This window comes from Bradyrhizobium sp. F1.13.3 (genome assembly GCF_040548265.1).
Classification (GTDB): Bacteria; Pseudomonadota; Alphaproteobacteria; order Rhizobiales; family Xanthobacteraceae; genus Bradyrhizobium.
This window is the reverse complement of sequence record NZ_JBEPRI010000002.1, coordinates 648,672-665,747: the sequence shown is the minus strand read 5'-3', so window position 1 is coordinate 665,747 and position 17,076 is coordinate 648,672. Positions and strand designations below refer to the sequence as shown.

General features: G+C 64.4%; 16 protein-coding genes. 8 read left to right on the top strand and 8 right to left on the bottom strand.

Translation table 11 applies throughout. The features are described 5' to 3' along the window. Positions 1 to 55: 55 nt before the first annotated feature. Entirely contained in the window at positions 56 to 1,630 is a 1,575-nt protein-coding gene (gene ubiB / locus ABIB66_RS07890) for a 2-polyprenylphenol 6-hydroxylase (RefSeq protein WP_275168815.1), read from the bottom strand. Continuing rightward, the gene (gene ubiE, locus ABIB66_RS07885) at positions 1,627 to 2,388 is read right to left on the bottom strand and encodes a bifunctional demethylmenaquinone methyltransferase/2-methoxy-6-polyprenyl-1,4-benzoquinol methylase UbiE (RefSeq protein ID WP_275168813.1); all 762 of its coding nucleotides are present in this window, start codon (positions 2,386 to 2,388) and stop codon (positions 1,627 to 1,629) included. The genes ubiB and ubiE overlap by 4 nt, the downstream gene beginning before the upstream one ends. Before the next feature lie 81 nt (positions 2,389 to 2,469). Between ubiE and mutM the strand changes: the two genes are divergently transcribed. Continuing rightward, complete coding sequence (mutM, locus tag ABIB66_RS07880; RefSeq protein WP_275168811.1) at positions 2,470 to 3,351, top strand: bifunctional DNA-formamidopyrimidine glycosylase/DNA-(apurinic or apyrimidinic site) lyase; 882 nt, start codon at positions 2,470 to 2,472, stop codon at positions 3,349 to 3,351. Between the two features lie 271 nt (positions 3,352 to 3,622). On the opposite strand, the gene ABIB66_RS07875 is transcribed toward mutM, so the two are convergent. Then, on the bottom strand, positions 3,623 to 4,366 hold the full coding sequence (locus ABIB66_RS07875) for a nucleotide-binding protein (protein WP_275168810.1): 744 nt from the start codon (positions 4,364 to 4,366) through the stop codon (positions 3,623 to 3,625). A 240-nt stretch (positions 4,367 to 4,606) separates the two neighbouring features. Between ABIB66_RS07875 and ggt the strand changes: the two genes are divergently transcribed. Then, complete coding sequence (gene ggt, locus ABIB66_RS07870) at positions 4,607 to 6,286, top strand: gamma-glutamyltransferase (RefSeq protein WP_354205699.1); 1,680 nt, start codon at positions 4,607 to 4,609, stop codon at positions 6,284 to 6,286. A gap of 145 nt (positions 6,287 to 6,431) precedes the next feature. Here ggt and ABIB66_RS07865 read toward each other — a convergent pair whose 3' ends face one another. Next, complete coding sequence (locus tag ABIB66_RS07865) at positions 6,432 to 7,790, bottom strand: serine protease (protein WP_354205701.1); 1,359 nt, start codon at positions 7,788 to 7,790, stop codon at positions 6,432 to 6,434. 229 nt (positions 7,791 to 8,019) lie between these two features. Here ABIB66_RS07865 and ABIB66_RS07860 point away from each other — a divergent pair, with 229 nt between their 5' ends. After that, positions 8,020 to 8,823, top strand: coding sequence for a HesA/MoeB/ThiF family protein (locus ABIB66_RS07860; protein WP_354205703.1), 804 nt, complete (start codon positions 8,020 to 8,022; stop codon positions 8,821 to 8,823). Between the two features lie 9 nt (positions 8,824 to 8,832). Here the strand turns inward: ABIB66_RS07860 and ABIB66_RS07855 are convergent, their stop codons facing one another. Then, positions 8,833 to 9,840 carry an aldo/keto reductase gene (locus ABIB66_RS07855; protein ID WP_354205705.1) on the bottom strand — a complete coding sequence of 336 codons (1,008 nt, stop codon included), beginning with the start codon at positions 9,838 to 9,840 and terminating at the stop codon, positions 8,833 to 8,835. 115 nt (positions 9,841 to 9,955) lie between these two features. Between ABIB66_RS07855 and ABIB66_RS07850 the strand changes: the two genes are divergently transcribed. Further along, positions 9,956 to 10,861: a LysR family transcriptional regulator gene (locus ABIB66_RS07850; RefSeq protein ID WP_354205707.1), complete on the top strand. Its 906-nt coding sequence runs from the start codon at positions 9,956 to 9,958 to the stop codon at positions 10,859 to 10,861. 12 nt (positions 10,862 to 10,873) lie between these two features. On the opposite strand, the gene ABIB66_RS07845 is transcribed toward ABIB66_RS07850, so the two are convergent. Next, positions 10,874 to 11,875, bottom strand: a complete 1,002-nt coding sequence (locus ABIB66_RS07845) for a 2-hydroxyacid dehydrogenase (protein ID WP_354205709.1) — start codon at positions 11,873 to 11,875, stop codon at positions 10,874 to 10,876. A 325-nt stretch (positions 11,876 to 12,200) separates the two neighbouring features. Between ABIB66_RS07845 and ABIB66_RS07840 the strand changes: the two genes are divergently transcribed. Next, positions 12,201 to 12,731, top strand: a complete 531-nt coding sequence (locus ABIB66_RS07840) for an SH3 domain-containing protein (RefSeq protein ID WP_354205711.1) — start codon at positions 12,201 to 12,203, stop codon at positions 12,729 to 12,731. A 162-nt stretch (positions 12,732 to 12,893) separates the two neighbouring features. Here the strand turns inward: ABIB66_RS07840 and irrA are convergent, their stop codons facing one another. Continuing rightward, complete coding sequence (gene irrA / locus ABIB66_RS07835) at positions 12,894 to 13,385, bottom strand: iron response transcriptional regulator IrrA (RefSeq protein WP_354205713.1); 492 nt, start codon at positions 13,383 to 13,385, stop codon at positions 12,894 to 12,896. A 353-nt stretch (positions 13,386 to 13,738) separates the two neighbouring features. Between irrA and fabA the strand changes: the two genes are divergently transcribed. The 3 genes from fabA to fabI all read left to right on the top strand — a co-directional run bounded on the left by fabA (position 13,739) and on the right by fabI (position 16,461). Further along, entirely contained in the window at positions 13,739 to 14,260 is a 522-nt protein-coding gene (fabA, locus tag ABIB66_RS07830) for a bifunctional 3-hydroxydecanoyl-ACP dehydratase/trans-2-decenoyl-ACP isomerase (protein WP_007603915.1), read from the top strand. Between the two features lie 39 nt (positions 14,261 to 14,299). Further along, positions 14,300 to 15,523, top strand: a complete 1,224-nt coding sequence (gene fabB / locus ABIB66_RS07825; RefSeq protein ID WP_354205716.1) for a beta-ketoacyl-ACP synthase I — start codon at positions 14,300 to 14,302, stop codon at positions 15,521 to 15,523. Between the two features lie 137 nt (positions 15,524 to 15,660). Continuing rightward, entirely contained in the window at positions 15,661 to 16,461 is an 801-nt protein-coding gene (fabI, locus tag ABIB66_RS07820) for an enoyl-ACP reductase FabI (protein WP_354205718.1), read from the top strand. Here the strand turns inward: fabI and ABIB66_RS07815 are convergent. Next, complete coding sequence (locus ABIB66_RS07815; protein ID WP_354205720.1) at positions 16,458 to 17,054, bottom strand: glutathione S-transferase family protein; 597 nt, start codon at positions 17,052 to 17,054, stop codon at positions 16,458 to 16,460. The two genes, fabI and ABIB66_RS07815, sit on opposite strands and share 4 nt — an antisense overlap. Positions 17,055 to 17,076 lie beyond the last annotated feature (22 nt).

Below are 17,076 nucleotides of genomic sequence, written 5' to 3'. Positions count from 1 at the left end.
GGCGCCCTCCAGCACAAATGATAGCGATGCTATCATTTGCATGATTGCAGTGCAATCACAGATTCCGGACGGCGATCAGGATGCCGATGAAGGTCGCGGCGATGATCCAGAGCGCCACGGTGCGCCAACGGTTCTTGCGACCCTCGCTGCGGCCCATCGCCGCGATGCTTTCCGGCGACAGCCGGATGCCATCCCGCGTCATGGTCTCGAGCTGTTCGAGCACCGCAACCGAGCGCTCGGCGATGTCAGGCAGACGCATCAGGATGCGCGCGAGATCGCCGCCGCCCGCAATTGCGCCCTGGACCCGGCCGATCGGTCCGAGATTGCGCTCGATCCATTCCCGCACCACGGGGTCGGCGACCTTCCAGATGTCGAGCTTCGGATCGAAGCCGCGCGCCACGCCCTCGACCACCACCATGGTCTTCTGCAGCAGGATCAGCTCGGGCCGCGTGGTCATGTCGAACAGGCCGGTGACCTCGAGCAGCAGCGTCAGCAGCCGCGCCATCGAGATCTCTTCCGCCGTGCGGTTGTGAATGGGCTCGCCGATGGCGCGGATCGCTTGCGCGAAGTTCTCGACCGAGTGATGCGCGGGCACGTAACCCGCCTCGAAATGCACTTCCGCGACACGACGATAGTCGCGGGTGATGAAGCCGAGCAGGATTTCGGCGAGGAAGCGCCGCTCCTTCATGCCGAGCCGGCCCATGATGCCGAAATCCACCGCGACGAGGCGGCCCGCGTCATCCAGGAACAGATTGCCCGGGTGCATGTCGGCGTGGAAAAAGCCGTCGCGCAGCGCGTGGCGCAGGAAGCTTTGAATCACCTTGCGGCCGAGATCGGGCAGGTCGACCTGCGACTCTGCGAGGCGCTTGTGATCGTTCAGCGCGATGCCGTCGATCCACTCCATGGTCAGCACGTTATGCGTGGTACGGTCCCAGTCGACGGTCGGCACGCGGAAATCAGGATCGTCGCGCGTGTTCTCCGCCATCTCCGACAGCGCCGCGGCCTCGAGGCGCAGGTCCATCTCCATCGCGACCGAACGCGACATGGTGTTGATGACCTCGATGAGGCGCAGGCGCCGCGCCTCGGACGAATAGGATTCGGCCTTGTGTGCGACAAAAAAGAAGTCGGAGAGGTCGCGGCGGAAGCGTGCGGCCACGTTGGGGCGCAGCACTTTCACGGCGACTGCCTTGCGGATGCCGTCGCGCAGGACTTCGCCGCGATGCACCTGTGCGATCGAGGCGGCTGCGACCGGCGCACTAAGGCTCGCGAACACATCGGTCAGCGGCCGTTCCAGCGACGTTGCGATCGCAACTTCCGCTTCGGCTTGCGAGAACGGTGGCAGGCGGTCCTGAAGGCTTTCAAGGTCGCGCGCCATGAGGACGCCGACGACGTCGGGGCGGGTCGCCAGAAATTGTCCGAGTTTGAGATAGGCCGGGCCCATCCGGGTCAGCGCGCGCGACAGCCGCGGGCCATGCTTCGGACCGCGCCGTTCGATCAGGCGCGCAAGTTTCAGCGCGAGCTGTCCGTGCGGCGGGACCAGGCTCGGATCGACGGCGCCGAACACGCCCTCGCGCGCGAATACGAACGCGGCGCGCATCAGGCGCGCACTATGGGTTATGGCAGAGATCACAAACGCCAGCCCGAATGCAGTGCGACGATGCCGCCGGACAATATCTGCCAGTTCACGCGGGCGAAGCCGGCGTCGCGGATCATGTCGGCGAAGGCGTTGGGTCTTGGGAATTTGCGGATCGACTCGACCAGATATTGGTAGGACTCGGCGTCACCCGTGATCATGCGGCCGAGCGGCGGGATCACCTTGAACGAGAACAGGTCATAAAGGCGGTCGAGCCCGGGCATCTCGACGGTGGAGAATTCCAGACAGAGGAAGCGGCTGCCTGGTTTGAGCACGCGATACGCCTCTTCCAGTGCGAGATCGATCCGCGGCACGTTGCGAATGCCGAAAGCTATCGTATATGCGTCGAAGCTGCGATCGGCGAAGGCGAGCGCTTCGGCATTACCCTCGACGAAATCGACCCGGGTCTCGAGATGCCGCTTTGCGGCACGCTCGCGGCCCACCGCCAGCATCTCGGTGTTGATGTCGCAGACGGTGGCATGGAAGCCCACTCCTGCGGCCTTGGCGGCGCGGAACGAGATGTCGCCGGTGCCGCCGGCAACGTCGAGCAGCGCGAACGGCCGGTCGCCTCGCGGCGGGTCGAGCGCGGTGATCATGATGTCCTTCCAGACCCGGTGCAGTCCGCCGGACATCAAATCGTTCATCAAATCATAGCGCGACGCCACGCTGTGAAACACATCGTTCACCAGCGTCTGCTTGTCGCCCAGGGGAACGTCCCTGAAGCCAAAATGCGTGGTTTCGCCCGGCCGATCCATTACTCTACTCCACGAGGCGGACCATAGCGCGCCCGCCGCAATGGCGCTATCACACCGCCCTGATAAGGTGAATGCCTGACCATGCCCGAATTGCCCGAAGTCGAGACCGTCCGCCGCGGCCTTCAGCCTGTCATGGAGGGTGCGAAAATCCTCGTCGCGGAGGCCCGCAGGCCGGATTTGCGCTTTCCCTTCCAGCCGGATTTCGTGGCCCGACTGAAGGGACAGGTCGTCACCGGGCTCGGGCGCCGTGCAAAATATCTCATGGCCGATCTCGCCTCCGGCGACGTGCTGTTGATGCATCTGGGCATGTCAGGCTCGTTTCGCGTCATCAAGCCGGACAACGAGGCGGCGCCCGGCGAGTTTCACTATCCGCGAGCCAAGGACTCCACGCATGACCACGTGCTGTTTCGGATGTCCTCCGGCGCCGACATCATCTTCAACGACCCGCGCCGCTTCGGTTACATGAAAGTGATCGCGCGCAGTGCGCTCGACGAGGAGCCGCTGCTGCGGGGGCTCGGCCCCGAGCCGCTCGGCAACGAATTCGACGCCGCGATGCTGGCGCGGTCCTGCGCCGGCAAGACCACGAGCCTGAAAGCCGCGCTGCTCGATCAGCGCGTGGTCGCCGGGCTCGGCAATATCTATGTCTGCGAAGCCCTGCATCGTTCGCATCTGTCGCCGCGCCGGATCGCCGCGACGCTGTCGACAAAAAAGGGCGAGACGACGGACCACGCAAAGCGATTGGTCGGCGCGATCCACACCGTGTTGAATGACGCGATCAAGGCCGGCGGATCATCATTGCGCGACCACCGTCAGACCTCCGGCGAGCTCGGCTATTTCCAGCACTCGTTCAAGGTCTATGACCGCGAGGGCGAGAAATGCAGCACGCCGCGATGCGGCGGCACAGTGAAGCGTTTTACGCAGAACGGCCGGTCGACCTTCTGGTGTCCGAAATGTCAGAAGTGAAAATCAGGCTCGTAACCCAGAGGCCGCGAGCTTCTGCGAGGATGACGAGCCCACCACGATCGTCATTGCGAGCGCAGCGAAGCAAGCCAGAATCTTTCCGACGAAACAATCTGGATTGCTTCGTCGCAAGGGCTCCTCGCAATGACGGCACGATAGAGCGTTCTCACAAGCGCGAAGCGAAGCAATCCGGCCGGGCTGGTGGCCGGATTGCTTCGTCGCTAAGGTCCTTCCGGATGGTGAAGGGCCGGCTGCCGTCTGAGCGATTGCCCGCTCAGGACGCCAGTGTCGTGGTCTCGTCGGCCGCAAGCTCGGCGGCGACGTGCAACATTCCGTCCGCGGCCGCGATAACCTGGTCGATCAAGACATTGGTGGTGGCGGCGAGCTCGAGCCGGGTCTCGATCCAATGCCAAAGGCCGCGGATCTCCTCGGTCGATTTGCCGTTCGGCGCAAACTCGCTGACCGCAAGGCCGCTTGCGAGCGAATCCTGGTGGTCGTTGCGCATCACGATCAGGGGACGCGCGAGCACCTCGGCGAGATCGAGGGCTGCTTCCTCGGCGAGGGTGTTGGCAGCGTTATCGATGCGCTGGCCGCGGATCGGCGTCTGGTTCAGCACGAAGCTGTAAGGCCGCTTCCAGGCGCGCGCGACGCTCAGCGTCGAAACCGTCGCCTCGATGTCGGCAACGCTCGGGCGGGCCGGGATCAGGCAGAGGTCGCAATGGCGGATCGCAGCGGTGGTCGCGGCGCTGAGGCCGGCGGCGGTATCGACGATCGCGAGCTGGAGGCCGCTGTCGGCCAGCATTTTCAGGCGCGGCTCGATGTCGGCGGCGTGATAGATCGGCTCGACGACGAGATCGTCGGCGGTGCGGCGGCGCTGCCAGTTGGACAGTGTGCCCTGCGGGTCGGTTTCGATCAGGCGGACGGTGAAGCCGGCCTGCTTGGCTGCCAGCGCGAGGCCGATGGCGAGCGTGCTCTTGCCGCTGCCACCCTTTTGGGTGGCCAGTACGATCGTGTGCATTGAAGATCAATCCTTTGGAGTGCTCGAGTCTCGGGAAACGCCACGCGAACGTGCATCGATCTCGATGCTGAGCTCTTCTCGCTCAGGACGTGCCGGCCCGATCCAAAGGGGATCGCGGAGGTCCGAATCAGCAGTAACGATCATGGCGGAATCGGAAATGCCAGCGAATCCGTACCATTACTGGACCCGTACTCGTACGTGTGCTGTGCTTGCTGCCGTGAATAAATAAGGACGAGCGGCATGGGCGGAAACTGGCGCGACCGGACGGCGACGAATTTTGAATGCCAGAAGATGCCCGCGGTATCGAGCCGCGGCATGGTGGTCAGCAACCATCCACTGGCCTCCAGCGCTGGCGCGGAGATGCTGGCCGCCGGCGGCAACGCCATCGACGCCGCGATCGCGACCCTGTTCACGCTGACCGTGGTCGAGCCGATGATGGTGGGCATCATCGGGGGTGGCATGGCGCACATCCGGCTCGCCGACGGCAGCCACCGTTTCATCGACGGGCAGAGCACCGTGCCCGCGGCGGTGCTTGACACCAGCTACACCCCCGCGCCGGGTTCCGCGCATGACGTGTTCGACACCGTCGGCAATGAAAATCTCAACGGCCCAAAGGCGGTCGCTACACCGGGTTCGCTGAAAGCCTGGTGCGAGACGCTGCGCCGCTTCGGCACCATGAGCCTCGCCGACGTCATGCAGCCCGCGATCAAGCACGCCGCGCGCGGCTATGCAGCGACACCCTATCTGCACGAATGCATCACCGAGAGCGCCGCCGAGATGCGCAAGGACAAGCCGATCGCGGCGATCTATCTGCCAGACGGCGAGCCGCTCAAGGTCGGCGAGCGCGTGGTGCAGGCCGAATATGCCGAGACCTTGCGGCATATCGCCGACCACGGTGAGCAGGCGCTCTATGAGGGGCCGCTTGGCGACATCCTCGTCGACTACATGAAAAAGGCCGGCGGATTCATCCGACGCAACGATCTCACCAGCTACAAGACCGTCGAACGGCAGCCGATCCGCGCCGATTACCGCGGCTGGACCATCTTTGGCCCGCCGCCGCCTGCGGCCTCCGGCGTGCATATCGCGCAGATGCTGAACATCCTGGAGGGTTACGACATCGGTAGCCTTGGCTTCGGCACGCCGGAAACGATCCACTATCTCGCCGAGGTCCTGAAGATCGCATTCGCCGATCGCGCCGCGGCCAGCGGCGATCCTGATTATGTCGGCGTCCCCGTGGAGCGGCTGACCTCAAAAGCTTATGCCGAGGAACGCCGCGCTGCGATCGATCCGGCGCGGGCGCGGAGCTGGGGCGCCGGCGTGTCGCAGCTTGAAGGCGCTCATACCACGCACATGACGGCGGCCGATGCGTTCGGCAACGTGGTTGCGACCACGCAGACCATCAACAATCTGTTCGGCGCCAAGATCATGATCCCGGGCCTCGGCGCCATCGCCAACAACTACATGAACCTGTTCGATCCGCGTCCAAGCCACGCCCTGTCGCTGGCGCCGGGCAAGCGGGTGACGACCTCGATGTCGCCGATGATGGCGCTGCGTGACGGCAAGCTGCGCTACGCGCTGGGCTTGCCCGGAGGAAAACGAATCTTCCCGAGCGCGATGCAGGCGCTGGTTAATCTGATCGACCACGGTATGAGCTTGCAGGAAGCAGTCGAGGCGCCGCGGGTCTGGACCGAGGGCAATGCACTCGAAGTCGAGCAGAAGGTGCCGGAGAGCGTGCGCGCGAAGCTCGAGCGCCTCGGCCACAATGTGCAGCCGGTGGCGACGGTCGCCGGCGGCATGAACGGCATCGCCTTCAACGACGACGGCACTATGAGTGGCGCCGCTTGCTGGCGTGCGGACGGCACGCCGGTCGGAATCTCGGGTGGTCTCGCGAAGGCCGGGATCAGGTTCCGGCTGAGCTAGCTCTCGTGCCCCAGACGCAGCGCAACGCTTCTTCAGCGGTGCGCTGCCAGAGACGGGGCCACGACTTGTTGCATGCGGTGTGGATGCACGGATCCCGGTTCAGCGGCGCGGCATTACATGCCGCACCGCGCCCGGGACAGGAGAGTTACTTCCGCACGCAGATCACACGCACGACGGCGGCTTTCGCATCCGTGGACGTGCTATTCGCGGTGATGGCGTTCGCCTTCAGAAAATCACGTACGCTTTCCGCGGAGACCATCACCGCCTGCGACGCCGGTACCGATGTCGCGGGACCCGCAACCATCGCCGGCTTCAACAGTGCGATGCCGGCGAACTTGCCGTCGCCGTCGATGGCGGGGCTGCCAGAGAAGCCAACAGCCGGTGGCGGTGAGAGCGGGGAATCGCCGCCACCGACGGATGCCAGCGCCGCCTTGAGGCTCGACGCACCGGCGGCTCCGCCCTGGCTCTGCGGATCCGCGATACCGATGATATCGACACCCGTCTTCGCCGCGCCGGCGGCGAGGCTGAGGGGCTTCAGGCCGCGGGCGCCGTAGATGTGCAGCAGCGCGAGGTCGTGTTCCCGGTCCTCGGCGAGCCGGTCGGCGCTGCCATAGCCGGCGATCGTGATCGCGAGACAGGAATCGGTGACGAGGCGGTCGGTGACGATCGCGCCATCGTCGCTGACGACGAGACCGCTGCCATATTCGACGGTCTTGCGCGGCGGCGGCCCGGGTTGCGGCCCTGACGGAAACGCGTTGAACGCGCTCGACATCGCGATCACGACCGGCTCGACGGTGTTCTCGGTCGCCTGATCGTAGAGGATCGTCATGATGCGGACTTCATCACCCCTGGAGGTGCCGCGCACGTAAAATTTCTTCAGGCCCTGCAAACCCGACAGCACGAAGAAATCGGGCTTCACCACGGTGTAGTCGACCTTGCGACCTGGCTCCTTCTTCTCCGCTTCGGCAAGCTTGGCGGTGGTCGGGTTCGTCTCCTTGCGGCGGCTGAGCAGCACCTGCACTGTGCCGGTCGGCGAGGTCCATTTCGAGCCGGTTGCGTCGGTCGCCTGCTGTGGCACCAGTTTTGAGGGAATGCCAAGCCGCGCGCCGCTGGTCATCTCCGTCACGATCTTCCAGCCGACGCTGTCCTGCTTTCGTCGCGCGGTCTCGGCGAGCGCGGCGCGTTCCTGCGGATTGAGCACGCCGGTCGGCTTGCCGCCCTTGGCCTTCTGATATTCCTTGATCGCCTCGACCATGCGCGCGCTGACGTCGCCGGTGATGGCGCCGTTATATTGGCCGACCCAGGCGAGGTCGGACTGCAGCGACAGCCGCTCCGCCTGCGCCATGGCATCGGCAGTCGCAGCCGGCGTCTGCAACGCAGGAGGCCGGATCGGAACGGTCTGGACCGGCTTCGGCTTGGTGCCGGGAATCTGCGGTGTCGTCATCTGGGCGTTCGCGCCTGTCGCAGCCGCCAACATCAGTGTTGCCGCAAGCATCGATCTCATGACAAATCCAGCCAGCCCATTGAACGCATTGCCATTGAAGCACATCTCGTTGGTCGCGAACAATGTTGCGGTGGTTCAGACCGGCAGGAGAGGCCTAGCCCCTCATCCTGAGGAGCCGCGTCAGCGGCGTCTCGACGGATGAAGGCCGTGCAGCCGCAGCGGGGCCTTCATGGTTCGAGACGGCGCTTCGCGCCTCCTCACCATGAGGGGAGGATCTGGAGGGATAACGATGCTGAGCCCGGACGAACTCGAACGTTATGCCCGCCATATCGTGCTGCGCGATGTCGGTGGTCCCGGCCAGGCTGCGCTGAAGCGGGCCTCCGTGCTGGTGATCGGCGCCGGCGGGCTCGGCGCGCCGGCCCTGATGTATCTGGCTGCGGCAGGGATCGGCACGCTCGGCGTGGTCGATGACGATGTGGTGTCGCTGTCCAACCTCCAGCGCCAGGTCATTCACACCACGCCCGATATCGGCCGGCACAAGGTCGAGAGCGCAGCCGAAAGGATAACGGCGCTCAATCCGCATGTCAGCTTCGTCGGCCACGCCACCTGGCTCAATGCCGACAACGCGCTGTCGCTGATCGGCGATTATGACCTCGTGCTCGACGGCTCCGACAATTTCTCGACCCGCTATTTGGCCTCGGACGCCTGCTTCTTCGCCAAAAGACCGCTGATCACGGCGGCACTCGGCACCTTCGATGGCTCGCTGACCACCATCCGCGCCCATGAGAAGAACGAGCAGGGCGAATTCAATCCGACCTATCGCTGCCTGTTCCCGGAGGCGCCGCCGCCCGGGACCGTGCCGGCGTGCGCCGAAGCCGGCGTCATGGGCGCGCTCGCGGGCGTGATGGGCTCGATGATGGCGCTGGAGGCAATCCGCGAGATCGTCGGCTTTGGCGACGGCCTGGTTGGTCGCCTCCTGATGATCGATGCGCGCGCGATGCGCTTCGAGACGCTGCGTTACGCGCGCGATCCAGCCAATCCGCTCAATGGCGATGGGCCTGTGATCACTGACCTCAGCGCCCATCGCACCTGATCGCAGCCGCTACGCCGTGGCCGGCTTCTCGCTGTCGAGGTGCGCCATTTGCTCGGCCGCGTAACGCGTACCGGCGGCGACATCGGGCGGGAAGGCCTTTGCCAGCACCGCGAGATGAGCTGGCGTCAGCGTGAGCTTGGCCGCACCAAGTGCCTCGCTGAGGCGGTTGCGGGTGCGGGCGCCGACCAGCGGCACGATCTCTTTCCCTTGCGCCGCCACCCAGGCGATCGCGACCTGCGCCGGCGTCGCACCAATCTCGGCGGCGATGGCGCGCAGCTGCTCCACCAACGCGAGATTGGCATCGAGATTCGATCCCTGGAAGCGCGGCGTCATCAGCCGGTAGTCCTTGCCTGTCTTGCCGGAATCCTTCGACCAGTGGCCGCTGATCAGGCCACGCGCCAGCACGCCGTAAGCCGTGATGCCGATGCCGAGCTCGCGGCAGGTCTTCAGAATGTCGCGTTCGATGCCACGCTCGATCAGCGAATATTCGATCTGGAGATCGGCGATCGGGTGCACGGCATGCGCGCGGCGGATGGTGTCGGAGCCGACCTCGGACAGGCCGATATGCCTGATGTAGCCGGCCTTCACGAGATCGGCGATGCCGCCGATGGTCTCCTCGATCGGAATGTTGGGATCGAGCCGCGCCGGACGGTAGATGTCGATGTAGTCGGTGCCGAGCCGCTGCAGCGAATAGGCGAGGAAGTTCCTCGTTGCGGCCGGCCTCGTGTCCATGCCGGTGAATTCGCCGGCAGGACCGCGCAGCGCACCGAACTTGACGCTGATCTGCACTTTTTCGCGCGGCACGTCCTGGAGCGCTTCGCGCACCAGCATTTCATTGTGGCCCATGGCGTAGAAATCGCCGGTGTCGACCAGGGTGATGCCGGCATCCAGCGCCGCGTGGATCGTGGCGATGCTCTCGCCGCGATCGGCGGGGCCGTAGACCTCGGACATGCCCATGCACCCGAGACCGAGAGCGGAGACGGTGGGGCCGGTTGAACCGAGTTTGCGCTGTTCCATGATGGCTCTCCTCGAAAAGGCGCTGACTGCGCCGCGTGACGAGGCCTGATATGCGCCTGATCGATTGCGCCGATAAGCTGGACAATCGAGAACGGCTTGTTCACATTGGCGAACAATGGCTGAACCCGACCTGCGTGATCTCGACGTCTTCGTGGCGGTTGCCCGCACCCGCAATTTCCGGCGCGCTGCGGTCGAAATTCGTGTGTCGGTGTCGAGCCTTAGCCAGCGGCTTCGGGATCTGGAGGAGCGCCTCGGCGTCCGCCTGATGAACCGCACCACCCGCAGCGTCGCCCTGACCGAGGCGGGCGAGCTGCTGCTTTCGCGCGTAGCGCCGGCGCTGCGCGATGTCGGCGACGCCCTCGATCAGGTCCGCGGCCTGCGCGAAGTGGCCTCGGGCCGGCTGCGCATCAACGCGCCGCCGCCCGCGGTCGATCTCGTGCTGGCGCCGATGATCGGGCCGTTCCTCAAGGCCTATCCGCAGGTCGACCTCGACGTCGTCTCCGAGAGCGGGTTCGTGGACATCGTCAGCGCGGGCTTCGATGCCGGCGTGCGTTATGGCGAGCATCTCGCGCAGGACATGGTCGCGATCTCGCTGAGCGGCCCGCAGAGCTATGTCGTGGTCGCTTCGCCCGATTACCTCGGACGCCGCGGCAAGCCTGAGCATCCGAAGGATCTGCTCGACCATGATTGCATCCGCGCCCGCTACTCCAGCGGTGTCATGCATGATCTGGAGTTCGAGAAGGCCGGTCAGCTGGTGAAGGTCGATCCGCCCGCAAAGCTGATCTCGACCAACATGGGACTTTCCATGCGCGCTGCGCTCGACGGTGCCGGTATCTGGGCAACGCTCGATGGTTATGTCGGCGAAGCCCTGAAGTCGGGCGCGCTGATCAGCCTGCTCCAGGACTGGTGCGAGCCGTTTCCGGGCCCGTTCCTATATTATCCAAGCCGGCGCCAAGCGCCGCCGGCACTGCGGGCCTTCATCGATTTCGTCGCCGACAGGCGCAAGCGCGAAACGCGCTGAGACACTGAACTCTCAGAGCATGCTCGGCAGCACGCGATCCGGTGGCTTGTGCGCGTCGAGGAAGGTGCGGATGTTGATGATCACCTTCTCGCCCATCTCGACGCGGCCCTCGATCGTGGCCGAGCCCATATGCGGCAGCAGCGTCACCTTGCCGGCCTTGGCGAGCCGCACCAGCTTCGGGTTCACCGCGGGCTCGTGCTCGTAGACATCGAGGCCGGCGCCGCCGATCTCGCCGCCTTCGATCAGCTTGATCAGCGTGTCCTCGTCGGTGACCCCGCCGCGCGCGGTGTTGACGATGTAGGCGTCCTTGCGGATCAGCTTCAGCCGGCGCGCCGACAGCAGATGGTAGGTCGCCGGCGTGTGCGGACAGTTCACGGAGATGATGTCCATCCGCGCCAGCATCTGGTCGAGGCTTTCCCAATAGGTCGCGCCCAGCTCTTCCGCGATCTTCGGCGCCACCGGCCGGCGGTTGTGATAGTGGATCTGCAAGCCGAAGGCGCGGGCGCGGCGTGCGACCGCCTGGCCGATGCGGCCCATGCCGATGATGCCGAGGCGCTTTCCGCCGATGCGATGGCCGAGCATCCAGGTCGGCGACCAGCCCGGCCAGGGTTTTCCTTCCGTCAGGATCGAGGCGCCTTCGATCATCCGCCTGGGCACGGCGAGGATCAGCGCCATGGTCATGTCGGCGGTGTCTTCGGTCAGAACTTTGGGCGTGTTGGTGACGGTGATGCCGCGGGCATGCGCGGCCTCGACATCGATGTTGTCGACGCCGTTGCCGAAATTCGCGATCAGTTTCAGCCTGCAGTCGGGCTGATTGATGATGTCGGCGGAGATGTGATCGGTCACGGTCGGAACCAGCACGTCCGCGGTGCGGGCGGCTTCCGCGATCTGCTCGGGCGACATCGGCGCGTCGTCGAGATTGATCCGCGCGTCGAATAGCTCGCGCATCCGGGTCTCAATCGAGTCCGGAAGCTTGCGCGTCACCACGACGAGGGGCTTTTTCTTCACCGACATGTCCTGCCCTCATGAGGCGTTGCGAGCCGCCTCTGTCACCAAAGGCCGGCCGTTGAGGCCTCATTAACCCGGTTGTTCGACACTGCCTTTGCCGTGTCGTCCCGGCGTTTCCTTCAAGCTCTCCCGACATTTCCGGCCGGAAAATCGGGACAAACCGGTTGTTCAGACGTCCGTCCTCTCTAGCAGAAGGCCGGGCCAAGACAAGAACCACGGGCAAAGAGCTCGGGAACACCCGCGTGGGGCGGGTCAGGGGCGACAGCGGCCTGGTTTTGGAATTTTGGGGTGAGGGCCCGGCTCGGCCGGACCTTCGACAGGAGACGGGTTGATGGCGTTGGGGCGTTTTTGTTCGGTGATGGCGCTCGTTTGCACGTGGTTGAGCGCTTCGGTCAGTCCCGGGCATTCGGCAAAGGACAATACCCCTCAGACGGCCTCGGGCCTCCCGGTGCCGCGCTACGTCAGCCTGAAATCGGATCACGTCAACGTCCGCGCCGGCCCAACCAAGGACAATGACGTTGCCTGGGTCTACACCCGCTCCGGCTTGCCGGTCGAAATCACCGCCGAGTTCGAGAACTGGCGCCGGGTCCGCGATTCCGAGGGCGCCGAGGGCTGGGTCTATCACTCGCTGCTGTCGGGCCGCCGTACCGCTGTCGTCACCATGAAGCACAAGGACGACCTCGCGCCGATCTACGATCGCGCCGATCCCGACAGCGCGGTTGCGGCCAGGCTCCAGGCCGGCGTCGTCACCCAGGTGAAGAAGTGCACCGCAAACTGGTGCCACGTCCTCGGCAACGGCTTTGACGGCTGGATCCAGCAGGAGCGCCTCTGGGGCGTCTACTCGGACGAGCAGGTGAACTGATCTGGTTGTCGTCCCGGCGAAGGCCGGGACCCATAACCACAGGCAGTAGTTTGAGGAAGACTGGTGGTTACACAGTCGTCCCGCGGTACAGATAGCTGTGTCTACCGATAAATCACGCGGTATGGGTCCCGGCCTTCGCCGGGACGACGCGAGATTCGAAGCTCAGCGCTTCTTGCGCAGCCGTACGACCATGTCGATGCGGGCGATCTCGTAACCCTCGGGCACCTCCGGCATCTTGGACAGCGCCAGATGCGGATCCTCGATGTCGACCAGCTCGTGGCTGTTCTCGAGATAGTAGTGATGGTGGGTCGTGACGTTGGTATCGAAATAGGTCTTGGTGCCGTCGACGCTGACCTGACGGAGCAAGCCGGCATCGGTGAGCTGGTTCAGCGTGTTGTAGACGGTCGCCAGCGAGACCGGCACCTTGGCCAGCGTCGCTTCTTCGTAGAGCATTTCAGCCGTGAGGTGACGTGCACCCTTGCCGAACAGGAGCCAGCCGAGCGCCATGCGCTGGCGCGTCGGGCGAAGCCCCGCGGACTGGAGCATTTCGTTGACGTCGTGCCACGGGCAACCGGTCAAAGCCGGCTGGCGGCCGGACATAAGAGCCGCCGCGTGGGCCTCTTCATCGCGATGGGGCGCGTTATTTTCGTTCATTTCCAGCTTCGGGCACGCGTGAACACTGTCGTTCTCAAACATATATGGAGAGATAGATGCAGATGCAAGTTTCTCGCAACTAGAGTGGTTCTAATTAGCAGGGGAACCGCGCCCGGCCCCCGTCATTTTACCTTCATGAGAGCGCTTTGCTACCCGAAATAGCCTGTGTTAGAGAGCCCGCGGTTCCGCTTAACCGATTTGGCGCGGCCCGGCATTGAAGGCCGCTCGCTATCCATCCGGGTCCTTCGGTATTCTCGTCTGACAATGGCAACAGATGTTGCTTTTCGAACAGGATGGGGCCCATTTTCGCCGGAAACGCCGCTCAATCGGGGTTTGAACACAAAGGCTTCCGCATGCTGAACAGGCGCAACGGTTACGAATATGAAGATCTGCTGGCATGTGCCCGCGGCGAGATGTTCGGCCCTGGCAATGCGCAATTGCCGCTGCCGCCGATGCTGATGTTCGACCGCATTACGGACATCAGCGAGACCGGCGGTGAATTCGGCAAGGGGGTGGTGCGCGCCGAGCTCGACGTGAAGCCCGACCTCTGGTTTTTCGGCTGCCACTTCAAGAACGATCCGGTGATGCCCGGCTGCCTCGGGCTCGATGCGCTGTGGCAAATGGTCGGCTTTTATCTGGGCTGGAGCGGAGGTGAAGGTCGCGGTCGCGCGCTTGGCCTCAACGAGCTGAAGTTCAGCGGCCAGGTGCTGCCGGAGGCCCGCAAGGTTGTGTACAACATCGATATCAAGCGCGTGATGCGTTCAAAGCTGGTGCTCGGTATCGCCGACGGATGGCTTTCGGTCGATGACCAGATTATCTATCGCGCGAAGGATTTGAAGGTCGGCCTGTTCAAGCAGGGCACGAGCCTGGGCTGAGCGCATCACCACGAAGACAACGATTGAGGCGAGGCTGTCATGAGGCGGGTTGTGGTCACCGGGATGGGCATTGTCTCCTCCATCGGAAACAACACCCAGGAAGTGCTTGCGAGCCTTCACGAGGCGAAGTCGGGCATTTCGCGGGCTGAGAAATATGCCGAGCTCGGCTTCCGTTCGCAGGTGCAAGGTGCGCCGACGCTCGATCCTTCGGCGATGGTCGACCGCCGCGCAATGCGTTTCCTCGGTCAGGGCGCGGCGTGGAATCACGTCGCGATGGAACAGGCGATCCAGGATTCCGGTCTTTCGCCTGACGAAATTTCCAACATTCGCACCGGCATCATCATGGGCTCCGGCGGTCCCTCCGCGCGCACCATCGTCGAGGCCGCCGACATCACTCGCACCAAGGGACCGAAGCGCGTCGGACCGTTTGCAGTGCCGAAGGCGATGTCCTCCACGGCCTCCGCAACGCTTGCGACCTGGTTCAAGATCAAGGGCGTGAACTATTCGATCTCGTCGGCCTGCGCCACGTCGAACCATTGCGTCGGCAACGCTTATGAGACGATCCAGATCGGCAAGCAGGACGTCATCTTCGCCGGCGGCTGCGAGGAGCTGGACTGGTCGCTGTCGGTGCTGTTCGATGCCATGGGCGCGATGTCCTCGAAGTACAACGACACGCCCGCCACGGCCTCGCGTCCCTACGACGTCAACCGCGACGGCTTCGTGATTGCCGGCGGCGCCGGCGTGCTGGTGCTGGAAGAGCTCGAGCATGCCAAGGCGCGCGGCGCGCGCATTTACGGCGAGATCGTCGGCTACGGCGCGACGTCCGACGGCTACGACATGGTCGCACCATCAGGCGAGGGCGCCGAGCGCTGCATGCGCATGGCGATGTCGACCGTGAAGACCAAGGTGGACTACATCAATCCGCACGCGACATCGACGCCGGCCGGCGATCCGCCGGAGATCGACGCGCTCCGCAGGGTGTTCGGAAGCGGCGAGAAGTGCCCGCCGATCTCGGCGACCAAGGCGCTGACCGGTCACTCCCTGGGTGCAACCGGCGTGCAGGAAGCGATCTATTCGCTGCTGATGATGAACAATGGTTTCATCTGCGAGAGCGCCCACATTCAGGAGCTCGACCCCGTGTTCGCCGACATGCCGATCGTGCGCAAGCGCATCGACAACGTCAAAATCGGCACCGTGCTGTCGAACTCCTTCGGCTTCGGCGGCACCAACGCCACGCTGGTGTTCAGCCGGCTGGACGTGTGAGGTTACCGTCATCGACGGATAGTTAGTTCGTCATGGCCGGGCTTGTCCCGGCCATCCACGTCTTTGCTACTGGTTCGGAAGAACGTGGATGCCCGGGACAAGCCCGGCCATGACGGAGAGCGGAGGGTAATTGCGAGATGGAAGGTTTTATGAAAGGCAAGCGCGGTCTGATCATGGGCATCGCCAATGATCATTCGATCGCCTGGGGCATGGCGAAGACGCTGCATGCCCACGGCGCCGAGCTCGCCTTCACCTTCCAGGGCGAGGCGCTGGGCAAGCGCGTCAAGCCGCTGGCCGAGCAGCTTGGCGTCGACATGGTACTGCCCTGCGACGTCGAGGACATCGCCAGCGTCGACGCCACATTCGCGGCCTTGCGCGAAAAATGGGGCCGGCTGGATTTCGTGATCCATGCGATCGGCTTCGCCGACAAGAACGAGCTCAAGGGCCGTTACGCCGACACCAGCCGCGAGAATTTTTCGCGCACCATGGTGATCTCCTGCTTCTCCTTCACGGAAGTGGCAAAACGCGCCGCTGACCTGATGACGGAGGGCGGCAGCATGATCACGCTGACCTTCGGCGCCTCGGAACGCGCGATGCCGAACTACAACGTGATGGGGGTGGCCAAGGCGGCGCTGGAAGCCTCGGTGCGCTATCTTGCGTCCGATTTCGGGCCGCGCGGCATCCGCGTCAACGCGATCTCCGCAGGCCCGATCCGCACGCTCGCGGGTTCCGGCATCGGCGAGGCGCGCGCGATGTTCGCCTTCATGCAGAAGCATTCCCCGCTCCGCCGCGGCGTCACGCTGGACGAGCTCGGTGGCTCGGCGCTGTATCTGCTGTCGGATCTTTCCGGCGGCGTGACCGGCGAGATCCATTATGTCGATTCCGGCTACAACATCGTCCTGATGCCTAGGCCGGACGATTTGAAAGCGGAAGATTAGCCCGCCGCGATCTTCTCCGCGCGCTGGAACGCCGGTCGCGCCATGCAGCGCGCGAGATAGGCATCAAAGGCCGGGCGCGACGGCACCATCTTGAACAGGCGCACCGCGAAGTTCAGACCCGATCCGATCGTGATGTCGGCGGCCGAAAACTCCTCGCCGAGAATCCACGGTCCGTTCGCGAGCGCGGCTTCCAGCACGTCGAAGACCTGCGTCGCGCTGCCCCAGGCCGCGGTCGAGGTCGGGATCTCGATCTTGGTGAAGATCTGGATGATGGCGGGTTCGATGCAGCCCGGCGAGAAGAACAGCCATTGCAGGTAACGCGCACGGCGCGGGTCGGTCACGGCTGGCGCCAGCCTGGTCTCGGGATAGCGGTCGGCAATGTAGGCGCAGATGGCGGCGGCTTCGCCGAGCGCGGCATCGCCGTCGGTCAGCGCCGGAACCTTGCCCATCGGATTGACCTTCAGATAGTCCGGCGCTTTCTGCGCACCGGTCGAAATGTCGGTCAGCACGCGCTCATAGGGCAGACCGCTTTCTTCCATCAGCCAGAGCGTCGTGAACGAGCGCGAGCGAGGCGACCAATAGAGTTTGATCATGGGAAGCGGACCTTTCATCGCT

What these genes read in the sequence shown, in the direction of transcription:
- ABIB66_RS07865 (WP_354205701.1), bottom strand. Translation starts at nt 7,790, where the DNA reads ATGAGATCGATGCTTGCGGCAACACTGATGTTGGCGGCTGCGACAGGC.
- ubiE (WP_275168813.1), bottom strand. Translation starts at nt 2,388, where the DNA reads ATGGATCGGCCGGGCGAAACCACGCATTTTGGCTTCAGGGACGTTCCC.
- fabB (WP_354205716.1), top strand. Translation starts at nt 14,300, where the DNA reads ATGAGGCGGGTTGTGGTCACCGGGATGGGCATTGTCTCCTCCATCGGA.
- ABIB66_RS07875 (WP_275168810.1), bottom strand. Translation starts at nt 4,366, where the DNA reads ATGCACACGATCGTACTGGCCACCCAAAAGGGTGGCAGCGGCAAGAGC.
- ABIB66_RS07855 (WP_354205705.1), bottom strand. Translation starts at nt 9,840, where the DNA reads ATGGAACAGCGCAAACTCGGTTCAACCGGCCCCACCGTCTCCGCTCTC.
- irrA (WP_354205713.1), bottom strand. Translation starts at nt 13,385, where the DNA reads ATGAACGAAAATAACGCGCCCCATCGCGATGAAGAGGCCCACGCGGCG.
- ABIB66_RS07850 (WP_354205707.1), top strand. Translation starts at nt 9,956, where the DNA reads ATGGCTGAACCCGACCTGCGTGATCTCGACGTCTTCGTGGCGGTTGCC.
- ggt (WP_354205699.1), top strand. Translation starts at nt 4,607, where the DNA reads ATGGGCGGAAACTGGCGCGACCGGACGGCGACGAATTTTGAATGCCAG.
- mutM (WP_275168811.1), top strand. Translation starts at nt 2,470, where the DNA reads ATGCCCGAATTGCCCGAAGTCGAGACCGTCCGCCGCGGCCTTCAGCCT.
- fabA (WP_007603915.1), top strand. Translation starts at nt 13,739, where the DNA reads ATGCTGAACAGGCGCAACGGTTACGAATATGAAGATCTGCTGGCATGT.
- ABIB66_RS07815 (WP_354205720.1), bottom strand. Translation starts at nt 17,054, where the DNA reads ATGATCAAACTCTATTGGTCGCCTCGCTCGCGCTCGTTCACGACGCTC.
- ABIB66_RS07845 (WP_354205709.1), bottom strand. Translation starts at nt 11,875, where the DNA reads ATGTCGGTGAAGAAAAAGCCCCTCGTCGTGGTGACGCGCAAGCTTCCG.
- ABIB66_RS07860 (WP_354205703.1), top strand. Translation starts at nt 8,020, where the DNA reads ATGCTGAGCCCGGACGAACTCGAACGTTATGCCCGCCATATCGTGCTG.
- fabI (WP_354205718.1), top strand. Translation starts at nt 15,661, where the DNA reads ATGGAAGGTTTTATGAAAGGCAAGCGCGGTCTGATCATGGGCATCGCC.
- ABIB66_RS07840 (WP_354205711.1), top strand. Translation starts at nt 12,201, where the DNA reads ATGGCGTTGGGGCGTTTTTGTTCGGTGATGGCGCTCGTTTGCACGTGG.